Below are 18,847 nucleotides of genomic sequence, written 5' to 3'. Positions count from 1 at the left end.
GCCCCCGCCGCTGCCGCGCCCGCCGACGCTGCCGCCCCCGCCACCACTGCCGCCGGCACCCTCGCGCCCGCCGACGCCGACGCCGCTGCCGCCGCGCCGGCCGACGCGTCCGACGCGTAGCCGGGACGAACCGCTGCCGTCAGGCGGGGTGTACGGGCCGCAGCCGGGGGAGCCGGTGGAGGAGCCCGTGTACGCACAGCTCCCGGGCGGACCGCTGGACGGGCAACTGCGGGACGCGGCCGGGTGGGCCTCGGAGGACGTTGCCGGGGACGCGCCGACGGCCGCCGGCACGGGCCTCCCGACCCCAGCGGCCGCTCCTACGACATCCCCGCCCCGGCGGGGCAGCCGGTAGGGCGCTGGGTCCCGACACCGGGTCCCTCCCACTGTTCGGCTGACAGTGCTCGGCGCACGTCGGCCCGTCGCTCCCGAAGCGGGCGGCGGTCCGCCGGTTGCCTGGGCGAGGATGCGCGCGGTGCGGTCCCCGGGCCCGGTGACCCCCGACTTCGGCACACCAGGCGACGGTGCAGGGCGCCGCCAGGCTGGCGTCGCCACGGGATGCCGCGCAGGCGGGGGTGCGGCGGCTCGCCGAGCAGGCGGGTGGCGAGGACCAGTCGGCCGGACCGCGGACGGCTGCAAGTACGTCGTCCAGGTCCGGGCATCAGCGCCGTACCGGGGAAGCGCGCCTGACGGAGTGGTCGGTCGCGGTCAGGAGGTGGGAGGGCGTCCGCCCGCGGCTCGACGCTCCGCGTTCTGCTGCCACTCCCGGCCGATCGACCGCATCAGCGCCGGGTACACGCCCAGGTACCGGAAGGGTTTGATGCCGAGCATGTACAGGCGGCCAAGGCGGCCGTTGGGCTTGACCAGGACGGCCATCTGACCGCGGTGGCCGCCGTTTCCGTCCGGGACCCAGCCGATGTGCATCACGCCGTGCATGGTCTTGTTGGCGTACTCGGCGGCCCACTCCTGCTGTGTCTGGAAGACCGACGTGAAGGGCCCGGAGCTGAGTTCGGGGCCTCGCGGCCCCTGCCGCAGGTCGTCCGGCAGCCGGTCGCGCAGCGTCCCGGCCCGGCCGCCGACACCCGAGGCCGGATCGTCCCAGCCGAGCAGCGCTCCGAGCTTCCAGCGCACCGCGAACAGGAAGCGGCCCACGGGGTTCCCGCCGTCCGGGCCGCCGTCGCCGTCCGCCATCTGCCGCACCAGGTGGTGCAGGTCGTCCGGGCCTCCGGGTGTCGGCAGCACCCACACGTCCTCGAGGCGGAAGTCGCCGGCGACTTCGTGGATCCGCCAGGGCCGCGAGGTGTGTTCGGTCGCGGGAAGGCGCAGCGCGTGCATGAGGAGGCCCCTTCTATACGGTGACGTATAGACGAAGCTTAACCCCGCGCATACGGCTCCGTATACTCCTCCCGGACGGTGAGAAGGGACACGGAAATGGGCGCGATCCGCACACCGCGGGACAAGTGGATCGAGGAGGGGCTGCGGGCGCTCGACGCCGGCGGGCCGGAGGCGGTCCGCATCGAGGTGCTCGCCCAGAGGCTGGGCGTCAGCAAGGGCGGTTTCTACGGCTACTTCCGCAACCGGGCCGCCCTGCTGGAGGAGATGCTGGACACCTGGGAGCGGGGTGTCGCGGAGGACGTCATCGAGCGGATCGAGCGCGACGGGGGCGACGCCCGTGAGCGGCTCGCGCGCCTCTTCGCGTTCGTGGGGTCGGCCGAGTCGCCCGTGACCGGCGCCGGGGTCGAGCTGGCCGTCCGGGACTGGGCCCGCCGCGACGAAGGCGTCGCCCTGCGGCTCCGCCGGGTCGACAACCGGCGCATGGACTACCTGCGCCACCTCTACAGCGCCTTCTGCGACGACGAGGACGATGTCGAGGCCCGCTGCCTGATCACCTTCTCCCTGCGCATCGGCGACCACCTGATCGCCGCCGACAACGGCCCGCGCGACCGCACAGAGGTCCTCGCGGCGGTCAGCAAGCGCCTGCTCACCTGACAGGCGTGTCGAAGCCCTCACGCCCCGACCCGCATGCCGCGTGCGTCGCGGCACAGAGCCGACTACGCGCCCCACGCGCGACATGTCCCACCCCTGGGCGGTGCCTTCGCCTGGAAGGCACGGGCACCTGCGCCAGAAGGCCGCACACAGTCCACCGCATCCGACCCGGAGCCCTGGGCGCGCGGGGCCACCACGGTTTCCGCGAGGCGGCGAGGGGCAAGCGGACGGCGGAGGTGGACATGAACACTCGTACCCTTTCGTACCCTTGGCGCACCAGGGCGCGTGGTGCGGCGAACAGTTCGGCGGTCGGCATCGCGGCACGGTGGGGCCTCGCCGCCAGGGGCGTCCTGTATGGGCTCGTCGGACTGATCGCCCTGCGGATCGCCTTCGGCGATTCGGGCGGGCAGGCCGACCGGGGCGGCGCGCTGGCCGAGCTGTCGGCTCAGCCACTGGGATCGGTCCTGCTGTGGGCCCTGGGGGCGGGTCTTGCCGGGATGGCCGTATGGCGCCTGTCGGAAGCCCTGTTCGGTGCCGCCGGCGAGGGCGGTCACAAGGCGGGCAAGCGCCTGGCGTCGGCGGCGCGCTGCGTCTTCTACGCGTTCGTCGCCTACTCGGTGCTGACGTTCGCCGCCGGCGAGAGCGGCAGCGGCTCCGGCGACCAGCAGTCCAAGGACGTCACCGCACGGGCACTGGAACTGACAGGCGGCCGGTGGCTGGTGGGCCTCGCCGGAGCCGGCATCGTCGTCGCCGGCGTGTGGATCGCCGGCCGCGCCGCGCTGCGCAAGTACCACAAGCACCTGAAGCTCGCCGCGATGTCCCGGAAGGAACGGCGGTTCACCGACCTCACGGGTGTCGTCGGGGGAGTGGCGCGCGGCGCCGTCTTCGCGGTCGTCGGCGTCTTCGTCACGCGCGCCGCCCTGGCCTACGAGCCGAACGAGGCCAAGGGCCTCGACGACGCCCTGCGCTCCTTCGCCGAGACGCCGACGGGCCCGTGGCTGCTGGCTCTCGTCGCCGCGGGCCTGGCGTTCTTCGGGCTCTTCTCCTTCGCGATGGCACGGTGGCGCCGGGTATGACCGGCTGCCGCCATGCCGGGAAAAGAGCCCGTGGCCGCCGACTCAGCCAGGACGGTGCTCGCGCAGGCGCGGCGGGACGGATGCCGTTGTCCAGGCAGGGGATGTAGCGGTTCATCGTGATGCAGGTCGACTGCCGCATCAACCAGCTGATCGGCCGCACCCGACGGTCCCCGTCACCAGCGGTCGGGACGACCCGCCCAAGACGCGGAAGTGCTTCCTTGACAGGCCAGTCCGTGCCGTCGATGCGGATGCCGGGCCGGCCGCGAGATCGAGCAGGTCCATCAGCCGACCTCCCGTCCGGCAGGGCCGCGGACCAGGGAGGGATCCGGTAGGGAGAGATGGGATGCGCGCGGGGCTCGGGGGCCACCGCGAGCGCCCGATGCCGCTGGTACCGGGCGGCGATGATCCGGGGGGAAGGGAGCGCCGGCCCTGGGGAGGGACGGCATTCATCATCCCATCAATCCATCCGGCTCCGGACGGCGGTCGCTTCTTCGGCTGCCCGGCGCGGCGCTCCTCGGCCGTTGCCTTGGCGTACAGCTCTTCCGCCTCCCCGGAAGAGACGCCCGGCCACACTCCGGCGCGCTCGATGCGCTCCGTGGCCCGGGCGCGGCGCTCCATCTCGCCCAAGTCCTCGCGGAGCCGGCGGACGACGTGCAGGACTTGCAGGGTGCGCGCCCACCGCCCGATCGCTACGACCTCGGCCTCGTCCCGGTGGCCGCCTACGATGTCGGCGTTCCCGTCACCTTGACCGGCAGTGAAAACGCCGGCGACGTCGGGCAGGTCACACGCCAGCGGAGTTCAGAAGGGTCCGGCCAGAGGGACTGATGGCGTGGCGGGCCGTCTTTCCCTCTCGGGTGAGGCTGGTGAGTCCCGCCTTGCGCAGCACACTCGCGTGTTCGCTGGCGCTCGCGGGGGAGATGCCGGCGTATGCCGCCAGTTGGGTGGTGGTGCATCCGGTGCGCTCGGCTATCACCCACAAGACCGTCGCGCGGGTGCGGCCGAGCAGCGCGTGCAGGGACAACGGGGCGTTGCCCAGGGTTCCGGCGGTGACGGCGGCCGGGGATGTGGTGGCGTGCACGCTGTCCCTGACGGGAAAGGTGATCCAGGGTTGGCCTTCGTCCGGGTGGTCGTAGGCCGGGTAGTGGGCGCCGAACACGGTCGGAACGAGGAGCAGCCCGCGTCCCGCGAGGTGGATGTCGCCATCGCGCTTGGAGGCCGTCGCCAGATGCAGCACTGGCGATGACCGGGGGATGTAGCGGGGGTTGAGCTCGCTCAGCAGGCGTTCGACGCCGTGCTCGGCCAACTGTCGCAGACGCAGGGCCCGGTCCGCGCTGGCGAGCTGTTCCATGCGAGGCCGGTACGGCGCGACGAGCATCTTGTGCGCCGTGTGCACGGCCTGGGCCAGACGGGGGACGAGCGAGGTGTCCTGTCTCAGCTGCCGCGCTGCTCGGGGCACGTGCTGAAGGCCCGCGACCCACCGCTCCAGATCCTCGGCAGCGCGGCGCGCCGGCGTCGAGCTGAGCCTTTCCCGGAAGTCGCCCGGACTCTCGGGGCGGCTCAGGTCCAGGAAATCCGCGGACGGCCCGAGCGCCGGGATGCAGCCTTCCGTGTACGTGGCGACGATGCGCCTGGAGGGCAGGGATGTGCCCGAGGCGGCGCGCCGCAGGGTCGCCTTGAGCGAGGGTCCGGGCCGGGACCGCCGAGGTCCTCGGGACAGGCCCTGTGCGCGCGTTGACCGAGTCGGGCGCCTGGGGCGACGGCGTTGTCAGTGCCCTGCGGCATGATCCTCGGCATGACGACTCTCCACGCCGATGAGGCGCTGTTCAGCATGTCCGGCCGCCCCGCGTACGAGGCTGCGCTCGAGCGGCTGCGCGCGGCCTCGCAGGCGTACTACGGCGGCAGCGACAGCCCGCTGGACGATGCCACCTATGACCGGCTGCGGTTGGCGGTCCTGGCCTGGGAGCAGGAGCACCCGGCGGAGGTGGCCGGTGATTCCCCCACCGGGCTGGTCGGGGACGGTGCGGCTCCGGCCGGTGACGTCGCGCACACCACGCGCCTGCTGAGCCTGGACAACGTCTTCGACGCCGACGGGCTGGTGGGGTGGGGGGCTTCCGTCGAGCGGCGGCTGGGCCGCGCGCCGGCGGGAGGGTTCACCGTCGAGCCGAAGATCGACGGCGCGGCCGTGGCCGCCCGCTACCGCGAGGGCCGACTGGTCCAGGTCATCACCCGGGGCGACGGCTCCCACGGCGAGGACGTCAGCCATGTCATCGGCCAGGTCGACGGCCTGCCCGAGCAGCTCGCGGCGCCGGTCACCGTCGAGGTGCGCGGCGAGGTGGCGTTCACGCAGGAGCAGTTCGAGACGGCGAACACCGTCCGCACCGCCCATGGCGCGCCGGTCTTCGCCAACCCCCGCAACGGCACCGCGGGCACGTTGCGGGCGAAGGACCGCCCGTACCGGCTCCGCATGACGTTCTGGGCGTACGGGGCGGTGGACCTGGACGGGCAGACGTTCCTGCCGGCCGGCGGAACGCACGCGGAGGTGCTGGCCGCCGTGGCCGCCGCCGGCGTGCGGACAACCGCGCACTCCCCGGCCGGGCTGCACGTGGTGGCGGATCTCGCCGGGGCGCAGCAGCGCATCGACGCGGTCGCGGCGATGCGGGCGGAGCTGCCCGTCGGCATCGACGGCGTGGTCGTCAAACTGAACGACACCGCCGAGCAGCGGTCGGCGGGTGTGGGGACGCGGTTCCCGTACTGGGCGATCGCCGTCAAGCTGCCCGCGGTGGAACGGCAGACGGTGCTGGAGGCGGTGGAGTGGGAAGTCGGCCGCACGGGGGTGCTCGCGCCGACCGCGATCCTCAGGCCCGTGCAGCTCGACGGCTCCACCGTCACCCGGGCCACCCTGCACAACCCCGCCGACATCCGCCGCCGCGACCTCCACATCGGCGACACCGTCACGGTGTACAAGGCCGGCGACATCATCCCGCGCGTCCAGGCGGCCGTGCCTGCGCTGCGTCCGGCCGGAGCCCTGCCGGTGCCTCTGCCGCAGGCGTGCCCCAACTGCGGCGGCGGGATCAGCAAGGCGCAGGAGCGGTGGCGGTGCGCCAAGGGCACGGCGTGCGCACTGCCGGCGCTTATCGGGTACGCCGCCGGGCGCGAGATGCTCGACATCGACGGGCTCGGCAGGACGTACGTGACGGCCCTGGTCGAGGCGGGCGACGTCACCGACGTCGCGGACCTCTTCACGCTCACCGTCGAGCAGCTGACCGCGGCGTCCGGCAGTGCCAAGCGGGGCATCAAGCTCGCCGAGCAGATCGCGGCCGCCAAGTCCCTTCCCCTCAGCCGCGTCTTCTGTGCGCTGGGCGTCCTCGGCACCGGGCGCAGCATGTCCCGGCGGATCGCCCGCCACTTCGGCACGATGGACGCGATCCGCGGCGCGGACGCGGCCGCGCTGCAGGAGGTCGAGGGCATCGGCCCGGAAAAGGCGCCCGTGATCGTCGAACAGGTCGCCGCGCTGGCACCGGTCATCGACAAGCTGATCGCAGCCGGCGTCAACATGACCGAACCGACAGCCCCGAAGGCACCCACCGGATCGACCGGTGCGAGGGCCGAATCGACGCCCGGTGAGGGTCCGCTGACCGGCAAGGTCGTCGTGGTCACCGGCAAGATGACCGGACCGCTGGAGGCGTATGGCCGGTCCGAGATGAACGCGCTGATCGAGCGGGCCGGCGGCCGCGCGGGCAGCAGTGTCAGTGCCAGGACGTCCATCCTGGTCGCCGCGCCGTCCGCGAACGGCAAGCCGAGCTCCAAGGCGGTCAAGGCCGCCGAACTCGGCGTGGAGGTCCTCACCCCGGAGACCTTCGCCGAGCTGGTCACGGCGTACCTGACCTGACGGGCGTGGCGAGAACGGCCGAACCGACCGGCGCCCGGAACAGATCGGCGGAAGACCACTCAGCGGAGGCGCAGGGGGCCGGCCGTGGCTCCTGCTCCGCCCGGCGGGCCAGGATCCCGGACCGAGGGCGCGCCGTTCGCTCATGCGCCGGGCCGCGCCGTCTGTCCGGCGCCGGGCGAGCCGCCTCTGACGGCGGGCCGGCCCCGTTGAGGGATCAGGCCGCGAGGTCGGCGCGGCGGGCGTACCGCAGTCCGGCGAGGTCGGCGTGGTAGAGCTCGCCGTCGTCGTTGTCGGCGACGGTTCCACGGGCGGGCCCGCCGCCACCCAGGCCGCGGAAGAAGGCCCGCAGGCCGTAGTACGGCTGGAGGGGCAGCCAGCACAGGCCGCACAGCCACCGGTACGCGGCGCGCCAGAAGCCGGGGCGCCGCCCGTCGGCGGCGCGGACCACGCGGATCCCGGTGAGGAGCTTGCCCGTGCTGGCCCCGAACAGGGCCGTCAGGACCACCTGGTTGAAGAAGGAGACGGCGGTGAGCACGGCGAGGGCCGTGAGCGGACGGCCTTCCTCACCGCGGGCCAGGACGTACGGGACGCTGATGGCGAGGGCGAGGTCCAGCGTGGCGGCGAGGAGCCGCCGCGTCTGGCCGGCGGGGTGCGGCACCCGCCGCGGCCGGGGGGCGTGGGGCGGCAGGCCGCCGTACGGCTGCCACGGCGGGCCCCGGTGGGGCGGGTACGGCTGGTACGGGTGGGAGGATTGGTGCGCCGAGTACGGCTGGTGTGGTGGGTACGGCTGGTTCGTCGGTGACGTGCTCATGCCCGTATTCTTGCCGCATTCACACGGGGCCGGATCCCCTCGCCCGCCACCCGCGGCCACCGCGGCGCGGATGGCCGACCCCGGCCCCTGGCCGCGCCCGCCGGCAGCTCCTGCGCTCTCGCTGTCCGGCCCCGCGACGCGAGGCCAGCCCCGCAATGCATTGTCATGGCCATGCCCTCCCCGGGTGTCCCGCCGCGCCCCGCGGCGGGCCCGGTGCCCGTTTCCGGGAGCAGTACCATCGGGCCGCCCAGCCCTCAGCGGGCCGCGGGCGGGGTGCGCGTTCGGGTCCGTGCCGGTGCTGAGCCGGTGGCGGCCGTAGGAACGGGGCGCCACCGCCGGCCCGCTCACGCTAGGCGTGGCAACAGGTGTGGCGCTATCGCCGGTTCGGGTGAGTCGCTGCTCCGGCCGGTTGCGGGCGCGCCCCGAGGGCGATGGCGGCGGCTGCCGCCGAAAGTGCAGAGAGCAGTGCGAACAGTGCGGGGTAGCCGCCGAGGGGTCCGGCCAGGACCGTTCCGGCGAAGGGGGCGAGGGCGGCGGCCGTGTGGGCCGGCGCACTGAGAAGTCCGGAGAGCCGGCCGTAGTGGGTGGTGCCCCAGCGGTCGGTGACGGCGGTGGCCTGGAGGAGGGTGAGGTTCCCCCGGATCACCCCGGCGAGGACGGACACTGCGACGAGCAGGGCGTACGGACCTGCCACGGTCGTGAGGGCAGCGGTGGTGAGGGCGCCGAGGGCGATCAGGGTGACGGTGCGGGCGGTGACGCCGAGGTGGCGGGCGAGCGTCGCGTACAGGGTGCGGCCGAGGGTCTGGCCCGCTCCGCCGAGGCCGAGGGCCCATGCGGCCTGGGTGGTGGTGTAACCGCGCTCGATCAGGAGGGGGACGAGACCGATGACGACCGCGTACATCGCGAACGCGGACAGGGTGAAGGTGGCAGCCAGCATCCCAAACGCCCGGCTGCGCACGACCTGTTCGTGGCCGCAGGCAACGTGCGCCGGGTTCGGCGGGGGCGGCGGCCAGGGGGCTTTCAGGACAAACGCGTGGGCCGGGACGGTCACGGCTGCGAGGATGCCCGCGAGGACCACGTACGTGGCGCGCCAGGACATGTGGTTCGCGAGAACTGCCGTCAAGGGTGCGAAGACCGTGGAAGCGAGCCCGCCGGCCAGGGTGACGATGGTCAGTGCGCGGACGTGGTCGGGGGCCCACCAGCGGGTGAGGGCGGCGAAGGCGGGCTGGTAGAGGATCGCGGCCATCGCCGCTCCCGCGAGCAGCCACCCTGCGAAGAAGACAGCCAGGTTGGGGGCGGCGGCCATCACCAGCAGGCTCAGCACGCCAAGGACGGAGCCCGCGGTCATCACGATGCGGGGCCCGCGGTGGTCCAGAACGCGCCCGACGTGGATGCCGGCGACGGCCGAAACGATGAGCGCGGCGGAGAACGCGGCGGTTGTTGCTCCCGTGCTCCAGCCGGTGTCGTCGGTGATGGCCGGATTGAGGACGAGGAAGGCGTAGTAGACGATGCCCCAGCTGGTGATCTGCGTGACGCACAGGGCGGGCAGCACGGCGCGTGGCCGCGACCGGACCCCCGTCCCGGTCGCGGCCACGCTGGCCTTTGTGTTCGGCATGCCGGTCAGCAGCCGCCCGACGTGGCGGGAGCCCCGATGGTGAGAACGGCTGGGGTCGCGCAGCACCCGCCACCGCTCTGCTCAGCCGCCTCCGGCTCGTCGAACAGGCCCGCCCCTCCGCACACCCCGGTTTCGGGGAGGGTGAGTTCGACGCGCTCGGCCGCTTCCTGGTCGCCGGCGAGGTGGGCAGCGATGGAGCGGACCTGCTCGTAGCCGGTCATGGCGAGGAAGGTGGGGGCGCGGCCGTAGGACTTCATGCCGACGAGGTAGACGTCCTTCTCCGGGTGGGAGAGCTCGTTCACGCCGTGCGGGTAGACGGTGCCGCAGGAATGCCGGTTCGGGTCGATCAGCGGCGCCAGCTCCACGGGAGCCTGCAAGCGCTCGTCGAGACCGAGGCGCAGCTCGTCCAGGAAGGACAGGTCGGGGCGGAAGCCGGTCAGGACGATCACCTCGTCGACCGCGTCCAGACGGCGGCCGTCCTCCCCGACGAGGACCACGCGGCCATCCCCGTCACGCTCGAAGGCGTCGGTACGGAAGCCGGTGACCGCGTCCGCGTACCCGCCGTCGACCGCTGCCTTGGCGGCCAGGCCCAGGGCGCCGCGGGCGGGGAGCTGGTCCGCCTCGCCGCCGCCGAAGGTCGAGCCCGAGATACCCCGGCGCAGGATCCAGGTGGCGTGCGTGTCAGTGCCGTCGTCGGCCTTGGCGAGGTCGGCGAGGTAGGCGAGTGCGGTGAAGGCGGAGGCGCCGGAGCCGATGACGGCGGTGCGCTTGCCCACGTACCGGGCGCGGATGGCGGGGTCCTTCAGGTCCGGGACGCGGTAGCTGATCCGGTCGGCGGCAGTCTTCTCCCCCAGGGCCTTGAGGCCGCTGCCGCCGGCGGGGCTGGGCGTGGACCAGGTGCCGGAGGCGTCGATGACCGCCCGGGCCAGGATCCGCTGTTCGTGACCGCTGGCGTTCTCGTAGTGGACGACGAAGGGCTGCGTGTCGCGGTCGGCGTCGACGATGCGGTCGCGGCCGGTGCGGGAGACGCCGGTGACGCGGGCGCCGTAGCGGACCTGCTCGCCCAGCACGTCGGCCAGGGGCTGGAGGTATAGCTCGGCCCAGTCTCCGCCGGAGGGGTAGGTGTCCTCGGCGGGCTTGACCCAGCCGGTCGGGGCGAGGAGCTTCTCGGCGGCCGGGTCGACGACCTCGCCCCAGCGGGAGAACAGCCGCACGTGCGCCCACTCGCGTACCGCTGCTCCGGCGATGGGGCCGGCTTCCAGGACGAGCAGGGTGATGCCGCGGTCGACGAGGTGGGCGGCGGCCGCGAGTCCGGTGGGGCCGGCCCCGATGACGACGACGGGCAGCTCGGTGGTGTTCTCGCTCATGACAGGTCTCCGGGTCTTTGTGCGGTGCGGGTGAGTGGCTGGGTGGGGCTCGGGTGGTCAGCAGCAGCCTGCGCCGGTGGTGACGGCTTCGCGCTTGGCCTGCGGGTCGCAGCAGGATCCGGCTGCTTCCGCGTCCTTGTTGGTGCCGCAGCAGGGGGAGGACTGGGCGGGCGCTGCCTTGGCGGCGGCGGGCTGTGCGGGGGCGGGGCCGCAACAAGGGGCTGCGGTCTCGGCGCGGTTGGGGCCAGCGGGGGTGACCTGCTCGTTCATGACGACTCCTCCGTGTTTCGACATTTGTCGATGGCTTGCACGGTCAGCATGACAGCTGTATCGATAGACGTCAACATAGACGTTCATCGATTTCATTCGGGGGTTGTGATGGAGCACGTGGAAGCCGTCGTCGTCGGCGGAGGCAGTCGGGACGACTGGCGGCCGCGCACGCGCTGGTCAGGGCCGGAGCGAAGCCCGTGGCGCTGGAGGTGTCGGACTGGGCGGCCGGCTCGTGGCCGCGGTACTACGGCAGCCTGACCCTGTTTTCCCCGGCCCGGTTCAGCGCGCTGCCCGGCCTTGCGTTCGGCGGGGATCCGGACCGCTACCCGCACCGCGACGAGGTCACCGGCTACGCCGAGGTGTTCGCCGGGCAGCGGGTCGTGGTGGTGGGTGCGGGAAAGTCCGCAGTCCAGGTTGCGGCCGAGCTCGCGCGCACCGGCCCGGACCGCGCTCGCGACCCGTGCCGGTGAAGTTCGCCCGCCGGCACCTCTGGGGCCGGGACCTGCATTTCTGGCTGACGCGCACGGGCCTGTACGCGGTTCCGCTCGGCCGGCTGCTGTGCACCCCGCCGGCCCAGCCTGTCCTGGACGACGGCCGCTGTCGCGCCGCGCTCGCCGCGGGCGTGCCTGAGCGGCGGCCGGTGTTCACCGGGCTGGACGGCGACACGGTCACGTGGGCGGACGGTATGTCCGGGCGGCCCGCCGCCTCGCCGCGCACTGGCCCGCCGGTGAGGCCCGTACTACCCGGTTGATTCGATATGTGTCAACATAGATGTATGTCGAATGCGAAGGTTCTGCCGCTCCTGGAGCCCGACGTCGTTGCGTGCTGCCCGCCGCTGACCGAGCGCCCCATGTCCGCCGACGAGGCCGAGACCGCCGCGAAGATGTTCAAGGCGCTCGGTGATCCCGTTCGGCTCCGCCTGTTCTCCGCCGTCGCCTCGCACGAGGGCGGCGAGGCGTGCGTGTGCGACATCTCCGACGTGGGGGTGTCCCAGCCGACGGTCTCCCATCACCTGAAGAAGCTGAGAGAGGCCGGGCTTCTGTCCTCCGAGCGCCGGGGCACGTGGGTGTACTACCGGGTCGAGCCCTCCGTCCTCGCCGCCATGGGCGCACTTTTGAACGGTGCCGTCCAGAAGGCGTAGAGCTCCTCCGAGCTGTGCCGGGCGTGGCCTCTTCATCGTTCATCGACTATCGCCGATGAACGATGAAGGAGCCTGTTCGTGCTCAGCGACGATGACGCCCGCATATATGCGGGCTGGTTCAAGGCCCTGGCCGACCCCACCCGCGTGCGCCTGCTGCACCTGCTGGCCGGCGAGGGCCGGGCGATGAGCGCGGGCGAGATCGTGGAGCGGGCCGAGGCCGGCCAGTCGACGGTCTCCCACCACCTCAAGATCCTGGCCGACGTGCGGTTCGTCCTGGCCGAGCGCCGGGGCACCTCCACCCTCTACACGGTCAACCGCACCTGCCGGAGCGTCTTCCCCCGCGCCGTAGCCGCGATCCTCGGCGAGGAGGCACCCGCCGGGGGCTGCTGAGATCCGCATCGCGGCGATGACGGCGGCGCACGCCAAGCAGGTGCTGGCGATCTACCAGGCCGGAATCGAGGAGGGCAACGCCACCTTCGAGACTCAGGAACCGGCCTGGGACGTCTTCGATGCCGGGAAGCTGCCCGCGCACCGGTTCGTCACTCTCGGCGACGAGGGCGCCCGGGTGCTGGGCTGGGTGGCAGCGAGCGCTGTCTCGGACCGGTGCCCGTACGCGGGCGCGGTCGAGCACTCCGCTTACGTCCACCGCGACGCCCGCGGCCGCGGCATCGCCGGCCGGCTCCTCGGGGCCCTGGTCGAGTCGACCGGGGCCGAGGGGATCCGGACGATCCAGTCCGGTATCTTCCCCGAAACGTCGCCAGCCTCGCCGTCCACGAGCGGGCCGGCTTCCGCATCATCGGAACACGCGAGCGCATCGGCCGCCACCACGGCGTCTGGCGCGACGTGGTCCTGCTGGAGCGCCGGAGCCCCCGGATCAGCTGATCTCGCCGTCCAGGGTGAGCTGGCCGCGGTGGAAGTCGAAGTGCCGGGTCGGATAGCGGTAGAGGTCGGCAAGGGTCATGAAGTCCTGGAAGAACGGGTCCCAGCGAACGGGAAAGTGCATTCCGCGGGCCAGGCCGGCATCGGATTCCGCCGCGAGCCGGCGGTGCAGGGAGCCGATGACCCGGTCGAACGCGGCGCCCGTGAGGCGTGGCCCGAAGACCTTCACCGCCCCGCACGGGCCGATGTGGTTGACCCAGTCGAACGGCACGATCGCGGCGTTCAGTGCCGTGGCGAAAGCCCTGCTGGCGCTGCGCGGCAGGCGCGCGAAGACGCGGATGAGGACCAGCAGCACCCGCACGACCAGGTAGCCGAAGAACATGTGCCACAGCAGCTGCTCGTTGGTCCACCGGGTCCCGATGGTGGGGCGGGCGAGGTCGGCTTTCGTGGCGTTGTCGAGCAGGGCGTGGAAGGACCGCCGGGCACGCTCGTACTCCGCAAACACGGCCTCCCGGTCGATCGCCATCTCGTCCACCCCTCGCCAGTCCACCGCGATGATTCCCGTCCGCGGGCGGTTTCAGGCGCCGAGGAACTCCGCGATCTCGCGGGCGGCTCCGCGTGCCGTACGGCCGACGCCGATGAGGGTGGCGGAGGCGGGGCCGATCCAGTCGCCGTAGCCGAGGAGGTGAATCCGCGGGTCGGCGACCGCGCGGGTGCCTTCGGTGGGGATCTGGCCGCCCTCGGTGCGCAGGCCCAGCGGGGCCAGGTGCGAGAGCGCGGGGCGGAAGCCCGTACACCAGATGATCGCGTCGCAGGGCCAGGTGCTGCCGTCGGCCCAGCGGGCTCCGCTGGCAGTCAGGCTGTCGAACATCCGGTGGTCCGGGATGAGTCCGGCGTCGCGGGCGGCTCGTACGGGCGGGACGGCGACGATGTCGCCGAGGTCGGAGATGCGCGGGCCGCCGGCCTGGACGCGCTGGGTGGCGAGGGTGAAGAGGGCGCTGCCGTCGATCTCGTCCGGGAGGTAGCGGGCCGGGCGCTGGGTGACCCAGCGGATGGTGGCGTGCGGGGCGAGGTCGGCGGCGACCTGGGCTCCGGAATTGCCGCCGCCCACGACGATGACGCGCTGGCCTGCATACTCCCAGGGGCTGCGGTAGTCCACCGTGTGGTGCTGGCGGCCCTGGAAGTGCTCACGGCCGGGGACGGCGGGCAGGAAGGGACGCCACCAGGTGCCGGTCGCGCTGATCACGACCCGGGCCGTGTAGGCGCCGGAGTCCGTTTCGACGTGCAGGAGCGGAGCCTGGTCGCGGACGGCCGCGACGCGGACGCCCCGCTGCATGGGGAGTTCGTACCGCTTCTCGTAGTCGGCGAGGTACTCCAGTACGTGCGCGACGTCCGGGAAGGGCTTGCCTTCCTGCTGGGGCATGAGGCGGCCGGGCAGGGAGGAGTAGGCGGCCGGGGAGAACAGGTGCAGCGAGTCCCAGGCGTGCTGCCAGGCCCCGCCCGGGGTGGCCTGGGCGTCGAGGATGGTGAAGTCGATTCCTGCCCGGCGCAGATAGTAGCCGGCGGCGAGCCCTGCCTGGCCGCCGCCGACCACCACCACATCAGCGTGCTGCGTCATGCCGCGGGCTTGTCCTGCCCGGTCTTGCCGCGCATGAAGATGACTGCCACCAACGCCAGACCCACCACGGCACCGATCAGCTGCATGGCGACGAAGCCGGCAACCGAGGACGGAGCGATGCCCGCGAAGGTGTCGGTGAACGCGCGGCCGATCGTGACCGCCGGGTTGGCGAAGGAGGTGGACGAGGTGAACCAGTAGGCGGCACCGATGTACGAGGCGACCGCGACGGGCGCGAAGCGCAGGCGGTCGGTGCGGGCGAGGCCGAAGATCAGCATGATCAGGCCCGCGGTGGCGACCACTTCGCCGAGGAGGAGGTTGCCGGCGGATCGGTCGTGGGTCGACCACTTCACCAGCGGCTCGCCGAACATCGCGTCCGCGAGGATCGCGCCCCCGATCGCGCCGGCGATCTGCGCGGGCACGTAGACGGCCAGCTCACGGGCGTTCACCCCGGCACCACCGCGGCGGGCGGTCCACCACTCGGACAGCGTGACGGCGGGGTTGAAGTGGGCCCCGGAGACCGGGCCGAGGAGGGCGATCAGGACGCCGAGGCCGAAGACCGTGGCGGTGGAGTTGGCCAGCAGCTGCAGTGCGACGTCGTCGGTGAGCTTCGTGGCCTGGATGCCGGAGCCGACCACGATCGCGACGAGGGCGGCGGTGCCGACCACCTCGGCGGCCGCGCGGGCGATGAGCGGGGTACGGGGCGGGGTCGCGCCGGGCGCGGGCTGCGGCGACGCCTCCGGGGTGGCTATGGCGTCGCTCGCGGCGGGCTCGGTGGCGGTCAAGGCAGGTTCTCCTCGGGCAGGTGAGGCAGCGGCGGGCGGGGCCGCCAGGACTTATGGGCAGGACCGCTTGAGGTGCGCCTCGGCGGTGGCACGCGCGGTCCGAGCGAGGTCGGCGAACTGACCGGCGAGAGCTTCGATGACCTCCGGGCGCAAGCGGTAGTAGGTGAACCGGCCGCAAGGCTCTGTCTCCACGACCCCGGCCTCTCTGAGCACCTTCAGGTGGTTGGAGAGGTTCGTCTGCTTTGCGCCCGTCTCCTCCACGAGGTGGGTGGTGCAGAGCGTTTCGCGGGCAAGAAGGGTCACGATCTGGAGCCTGAGCGGGTCGGCCAGAACCCGGATCAGATCAGTGTCGACTGACGTCATCATGTACTGATACTGTCACATCAGCCGGGCCTGACACCAGCCTGAGCTGACCTGCCGGCTCCTCGTCACCCAGGAAGAACGATGTCCTCCACGCCTGCCGCGTCCGTCCTCTTCGTCTGCATCCACAATGCCGGCCGCTCCCAGATGGCAGCCGGATTCCTGCGCCACCTCGCCGGGGACCGCGTCGAGGTCCGCTCCGCCGGCTCCGTGCCCGGTGAGCGGATCAACCCCTCCGCCGTCGCCGCCATGGCCGAGCTGGGCATCGACATCTCCGACCAGACGCCGAAGGTCCTCACCCCCGAGGCCGCGCAGGCGTCGGACTACATCATCACCATGGGTTGCGGGGATGCCTGCCCGTACTTCCCCGGCAAGACCTACCTCGACTGGCAGCTCGAAGACCCGGCCGGCCAGGGCGTAGAGGCCGTCCGCCCCATCCGCGACGAGATCAAGGGCCTCATCGAGGGCCTGATCGCCGAGATCGACGCCAAGGCCAAGGCCAAGGGCTGAAGCGACGCGGCCGAGACGACCATCGCGGCGGACGACGTACGCGACGTCATCGTCATAGCCTCCGGCCCCGCCGGATACACCGCCGCCCTCTACACCGCCCGCGGGCAGCTCAAGCCGCTGCTGTTTCGATCTTCGTCGGCGGCTACCTGACCACCACCACCGAGGTGCAGGCCGCGAAGCAGGCAGCCGAGCGCGAGGCCCGCCGGCCCGTCTGCACCGGCTGCGGTGCGAAGTTCACCGATGCCCGCTGGCAGGGGTGCAGCCGACGAACTGGGGAGCTGCAAGGGACTCCCACCCGCACCTGTGCGACAGCTGCAAGCGCGCGGCCGTCGCCGACGCCCACGAGGCCGACGACCGGCAGGAGCACCCCGATCCGCTTCCCGACGGGCAGAGCGGAAGCGCTTCGTGCGCTACGCCAGTCGCCCCCACTGCACGGAGTACAAGGCGGCGTTCACGGACGAGTGGTGGCAGGCCGTTGAGCGCACCGGCTGGTACGCCCTTCCTCAGGAACGCCGCCCGGCCCTGTGCGAGGACTGCGACCAGCGGCACGAGACTGACTGGGAGCAAAACTGGCCGGGAGCAAGCCCGGCCGGGAGCGATCCGCAGGGACCAGGAGCAGGACAGGCCGTGCCCGAGCAGAAGACCACCGGCTGGCTCTCACTCCTACTCCGCTGAGCTGGGCAAGCCGCCGGCGGGTGCAGGCAAGGCCCAAAGCCACCCTGGGCAAGCCCCGCGCAGTCGGCGGCGGGAAGCGGTCGCTGTTCCGGTCCGGCTGATCGGGTGGTGTGGCACGCAGTCACTGCCTGGAGTACAGGCGCCCGTCTGACCACAGCAGGTTCACACGTCCCCAACGCGCCGCCGCGCGCACATCAGGGAAGAAGCCCCGCCCCTGGTCGTTGGCGCTGGTGTTGCACAGCACCGGTACACCGCTGAGCTGCTCGTACTCGGTGAGCACGGCGGCCAGCAGCGGATTGTCGCGCTCGGTCACGGTCTGTAGCCGGGCTGTGCCGTCCAGGTGGACGACGGCCGGGATCCTCTCGTGCCAGCCGGGGCGCACCGCGTGGTCGAAGAGCATGTAGGGGTCCGGGCAGCCGGGAGAGAAGATCTCCGGTGCCCGGTGCTCCAGGCAGATCGGGGCGACGGGGCGGTAGGCGGCGCGGCCCTTGATGTCGTTGAGCTGGTCCTTCATCTTCGGATCGGTGGCGGGGGCGAGGATGCTGCGGCCGCCGAGCGCGCGGGGCCCCAACTCGGCGCGCCCGTCGAGGACCACGACCGGCTCCGCGGTCTCGTGGAGCACCTTGGCGAGTCCAGCGGCGTCGCACGGCTCCCAGGTCCAGCCCGCCAGTTCGGTCACCGGCAGCAGCCGGGGGCCGCGGAACACGTCCCAGTCCAGGGCAGTTCTGCCTTCCCGGCAGACCATCTCCGCGGCCGCTGTGCCGAGTGCGGCGCCAGAGTCGTTCGGAAAGGGCGGAATCCATACCTCGCTGAAGAGGCCGCTGGACCGAATCAGGCTGTTCCATTTGATGTTCAGGGCGCACCCGCCTGACAGGCACAGATTAGGGCTGCGCAAGTCCGACGCAAGCTGCGCCACGCGCTCTCGCAGCGCGGTCAGCAGCCGGGTGCCGAGGTAGCCCTGGAAGCTGGCGACGAAGTCGGCATCCGAGCCACCCGGCCACACCGCGGTCCGGTGCTCGCGGCACCAGTCGGCCAGGTGGATCCCGGTGTCGAAGGTGAGCGGAATGCGGTCCAGCCGGGTGTCGAAGACCCGGTAGACGTCCGGCTCGTCCCGCCCCAGGGCGGCGTACGCCATCGCCTTGCCCGCCACGTCGAGGTTCCGGGGCACGGCGGCGTTGCTGATGTCCTGCTCGCCGTGCTGTACCGGCGACGCGGAGCGGAAGGGGTCCCACTGGGCGCAGTAGTCGGCAAAAGCGTTGCCGTAGAGGGGGAAGAGGGGGCCCAGGCTCCGCACGCGGAAGGGGGCGCTGTCCACCCGGTACAGCCGCGGCACGGTGCCGCCGTCCCAGACCAGCGCCAGTGCGGACTCGTTGCGGGTGGCGAACGGGCTGGTGCAGTAGGCACCGAGCAGATGCTGTGTCACGTGGTGGTAGCTGGCGTACCGGACGGTACGGTCGCCGAGCGGCAGGCCGTCGAACTGGTAGCGGTGCAGCGGCCCCTTGGCGCCTGCGTCCGCCTCGGAGTACGGCGCGACCTGCAGTGCCACGGGCCGACCGTGATGCGTCAGCTCCCGCAGCACTGGGGCGGGCTCGCCCGGTGCCGCCATCCACCCGTCGACCACGACGGCGTCGAGGGCGGAGGCATCCACCCCCTGCCCGGCAAGGACGTCCTCTACGGCCTCCAGCCGGTCCAGGGGTTGGAAGCGCGGGTTGCCATGCAGTTTCTCCATCTCGATGCTGCACAACAGCGTGCCGTCCTCGATGACGGCGATTCCACCGTCGTGCGTCAGCTTGAGCCCACAGATCAGCACTGTTCACATCCTCTCTCCGGGGTGTCGCGTGTCCTGCCGGGCTGCCCGGCTTTTCCTGAGA

At 72.4% G+C, this 18,847-nt stretch carries 18 protein-coding genes and 2 pseudogenes; 9 read left to right on the top strand and 11 right to left on the bottom strand.

Features of this window, described 5'->3' with window-relative positions; genetic code table 11:
- Positions 1–705: 705 nt before the first annotated feature.
- Positions 706–1,332 carry a DUF2867 domain-containing protein gene (locus tag ACZ462_RS31450; RefSeq protein ID WP_467803989.1) on the bottom strand — a complete coding sequence of 209 codons (627 nt, stop codon included), beginning with the start codon at positions 1,330–1,332 and terminating at the stop codon, positions 706–708.
- Between the two features lie 96 nt (positions 1,333–1,428).
- Here ACZ462_RS31450 and ACZ462_RS31445 point away from each other — a divergent pair, with 96 nt between their 5' ends.
- On the top strand, positions 1,429–1,986 hold the full coding sequence (locus tag ACZ462_RS31445) for a TetR/AcrR family transcriptional regulator (protein WP_467803988.1): 558 nt from the start codon (positions 1,429–1,431) through the stop codon (positions 1,984–1,986).
- Between the two features lie 239 nt (positions 1,987–2,225).
- Positions 2,226–3,059 (top strand): DUF1206 domain-containing protein, encoded by an 834-nt coding sequence (locus ACZ462_RS31440; RefSeq protein ID WP_467803987.1) that lies wholly within the window; start codon positions 2,226–2,228, stop codon positions 3,057–3,059.
- 781 nt (positions 3,060–3,840) lie between these two features.
- Here ACZ462_RS31440 and ACZ462_RS31435 read toward each other — a convergent pair.
- A complete protein-coding gene (locus ACZ462_RS31435; RefSeq protein WP_467803986.1) occupies positions 3,841–4,407 on the bottom strand; it encodes an ArsR/SmtB family transcription factor in 567 nt (188 codons plus the stop codon).
- A 444-nt stretch (positions 4,408–4,851) separates the two neighbouring features.
- On the opposite strand from ACZ462_RS31435, the gene ligA reads away from it, so the two are divergent.
- Complete coding sequence (gene ligA, locus ACZ462_RS31430; protein ID WP_467803985.1) at positions 4,852–6,948, top strand: NAD-dependent DNA ligase LigA; 2,097 nt, start codon at positions 4,852–4,854, stop codon at positions 6,946–6,948.
- Positions 6,949–7,162: 214 nt separating this feature from the next.
- Here the strand turns inward: ligA and ACZ462_RS31425 are convergent, their stop codons facing one another.
- The 4 genes from ACZ462_RS31425 to ACZ462_RS31410 all read right to left on the bottom strand — a co-directional run bounded on the left by ACZ462_RS31425 (position 7,163) and on the right by ACZ462_RS31410 (position 11,011).
- Positions 7,163–7,759, bottom strand: a complete 597-nt coding sequence (locus ACZ462_RS31425) for an RDD family protein (RefSeq protein WP_467803984.1) — start codon at positions 7,757–7,759, stop codon at positions 7,163–7,165.
- A 373-nt stretch (positions 7,760–8,132) separates the two neighbouring features.
- Positions 8,133–9,374: an MFS transporter gene (locus tag ACZ462_RS31420; RefSeq protein WP_468253276.1), complete on the bottom strand. Its 1,242-nt coding sequence runs from the start codon at positions 9,372–9,374 to the stop codon at positions 8,133–8,135.
- A gap of 5 nt (positions 9,375–9,379) precedes the next feature.
- The gene (locus tag ACZ462_RS31415; protein WP_467803982.1) at positions 9,380–10,741 is read right to left on the bottom strand and encodes an NAD(P)-binding domain-containing protein; all 1,362 of its coding nucleotides are present in this window, start codon (positions 10,739–10,741) and stop codon (positions 9,380–9,382) included.
- 57 nt (positions 10,742–10,798) lie between these two features.
- On the bottom strand, positions 10,799–11,011 hold the full coding sequence (locus ACZ462_RS31410; RefSeq protein WP_467803980.1) for a hypothetical protein: 213 nt from the start codon (positions 11,009–11,011) through the stop codon (positions 10,799–10,801).
- A gap of 197 nt (positions 11,012–11,208) precedes the next feature.
- Here ACZ462_RS31410 and ACZ462_RS31405 point away from each other — a divergent pair, with 197 nt between their 5' ends.
- The 4 genes and pseudogenes from ACZ462_RS31405 (at position 11,209) to ACZ462_RS31390 (ending at position 13,034) form a co-directional block, all read left to right on the top strand.
- Positions 11,209–11,481, top strand: coding sequence for a hypothetical protein (locus tag ACZ462_RS31405; RefSeq protein WP_467803979.1), 273 nt, complete (start codon positions 11,209–11,211; stop codon positions 11,479–11,481).
- 305 nt (positions 11,482–11,786) lie between these two features.
- The gene (locus tag ACZ462_RS31400) at positions 11,787–12,152 is read left to right on the top strand and encodes an ArsR/SmtB family transcription factor (protein WP_467803978.1); all 366 of its coding nucleotides are present in this window, start codon (positions 11,787–11,789) and stop codon (positions 12,150–12,152) included.
- Positions 12,153–12,230: 78 nt separating this feature from the next.
- A complete protein-coding gene (locus tag ACZ462_RS31395) occupies positions 12,231–12,542 on the top strand; it encodes an ArsR/SmtB family transcription factor (protein ID WP_467803977.1) in 312 nt (103 codons plus the stop codon).
- A 16-nt stretch (positions 12,543–12,558) separates the two neighbouring features.
- Positions 12,559–13,034, top strand: a pseudogene (locus tag ACZ462_RS31390) (GNAT family N-acetyltransferase).
- On the opposite strand, the gene ACZ462_RS31385 reads toward ACZ462_RS31390, so the two are convergent.
- Genes ACZ462_RS31385 through ACZ462_RS31370 form a run of 4 tightly spaced genes read right to left on the bottom strand, consistent with a single transcriptional unit; the run spans position 13,027 to position 15,797 of the window.
- A complete protein-coding gene (locus ACZ462_RS31385; RefSeq protein ID WP_467803976.1) occupies positions 13,027–13,581 on the bottom strand; it encodes a DinB family protein in 555 nt (184 codons plus the stop codon). The pseudogene ACZ462_RS31390 and the gene ACZ462_RS31385 overlap by 8 nt on opposite strands.
- Positions 13,582–13,608: 27 nt before the next feature.
- Entirely contained in the window at positions 13,609–14,649 is a 1,041-nt protein-coding gene (locus ACZ462_RS31380; protein WP_467803974.1) for an ArsO family NAD(P)H-dependent flavin-containing monooxygenase, read from the bottom strand.
- Positions 14,646–15,431, bottom strand: a complete 786-nt coding sequence (locus tag ACZ462_RS31375) for an aquaporin (protein ID WP_467803973.1) — start codon at positions 15,429–15,431, stop codon at positions 14,646–14,648. The genes ACZ462_RS31380 and ACZ462_RS31375 overlap by 4 nt, the downstream gene beginning before the upstream one ends.
- A 51-nt stretch (positions 15,432–15,482) precedes the next feature.
- Positions 15,483–15,797, bottom strand: coding sequence for an ArsR/SmtB family transcription factor (locus ACZ462_RS31370; protein ID WP_467803972.1), 315 nt, complete (start codon positions 15,795–15,797; stop codon positions 15,483–15,485).
- A 78-nt stretch (positions 15,798–15,875) separates the two neighbouring features.
- Between ACZ462_RS31370 and ACZ462_RS31365 the strand changes: the two genes are divergently transcribed.
- Together ACZ462_RS31365 and ACZ462_RS31360 are read left to right on the top strand one after the other, a co-directional pair.
- Positions 15,876–16,301: an arsenate reductase ArsC gene (locus ACZ462_RS31365; protein ID WP_467803970.1), complete on the top strand. Its 426-nt coding sequence runs from the start codon at positions 15,876–15,878 to the stop codon at positions 16,299–16,301.
- A 21-nt stretch (positions 16,302–16,322) separates the two neighbouring features.
- Positions 16,323–16,445 (top strand): annotated as a pseudogene (locus tag ACZ462_RS31360) (thioredoxin-disulfide reductase); the annotation flags it as partial.
- Positions 16,446–17,097: 652 nt separating this feature from the next.
- Here the strand turns inward: ACZ462_RS31360 and ACZ462_RS31355 are convergent.
- The gene (locus ACZ462_RS31355) at positions 17,098–18,786 is read right to left on the bottom strand and encodes a carbamoyltransferase N-terminal domain-containing protein (RefSeq protein WP_467803969.1); all 1,689 of its coding nucleotides are present in this window, start codon (positions 18,784–18,786) and stop codon (positions 17,098–17,100) included.
- Positions 18,787–18,847: the final 61 nt, after the last annotated feature.

This window comes from Streptomyces sp. NPDC031121 (genome assembly GCF_055570615.1).
This window is presented reverse-complemented; position numbering and strand designations above follow the sequence as displayed.

Coding starts and splice junctions, on each gene's coding strand:
- ACZ462_RS31450 (WP_467803989.1), bottom strand. CDS start 1,332: ATGCACGCGCTGCGCCTTCCCGCGACCGAACACACCTCGCGGCCCTGG.
- ACZ462_RS31445 (WP_467803988.1), top strand. CDS start 1,429: ATGGGCGCGATCCGCACACCGCGGGACAAGTGGATCGAGGAGGGGCTG.
- ACZ462_RS31440 (WP_467803987.1), top strand. CDS start 2,226: ATGAACACTCGTACCCTTTCGTACCCTTGGCGCACCAGGGCGCGTGGT.
- ACZ462_RS31435 (WP_467803986.1), bottom strand. CDS start 4,407: ATGGAACAGCTCGCCAGCGCGGACCGGGCCCTGCGTCTGCGACAGTTG.
- ligA (WP_467803985.1), top strand. CDS start 4,852: ATGACGACTCTCCACGCCGATGAGGCGCTGTTCAGCATGTCCGGCCGC.
- ACZ462_RS31425 (WP_467803984.1), bottom strand. CDS start 7,759: ATGAGCACGTCACCGACGAACCAGCCGTACCCACCACACCAGCCGTAC.
- ACZ462_RS31420 (WP_468253276.1), bottom strand. CDS start 9,374: ATGCCGAACACAAAGGCCAGCGTGGCCGCGACCGGGACGGGGGTCCGG.
- ACZ462_RS31415 (WP_467803982.1), bottom strand. CDS start 10,741: ATGAGCGAGAACACCACCGAGCTGCCCGTCGTCGTCATCGGGGCCGGC.
- ACZ462_RS31410 (WP_467803980.1), bottom strand. CDS start 11,011: ATGAACGAGCAGGTCACCCCCGCTGGCCCCAACCGCGCCGAGACCGCA.
- ACZ462_RS31400 (WP_467803978.1), top strand. CDS start 11,787: ATGTCGAATGCGAAGGTTCTGCCGCTCCTGGAGCCCGACGTCGTTGCG.
- ACZ462_RS31380 (WP_467803974.1), bottom strand. CDS start 14,649: ATGACGCAGCACGCTGATGTGGTGGTGGTCGGCGGCGGCCAGGCAGGG.
- ACZ462_RS31370 (WP_467803972.1), bottom strand. CDS start 15,797: ATGATGACGTCAGTCGACACTGATCTGATCCGGGTTCTGGCCGACCCG.
- ACZ462_RS31365 (WP_467803970.1), top strand. CDS start 15,876: ATGTCCTCCACGCCTGCCGCGTCCGTCCTCTTCGTCTGCATCCACAAT.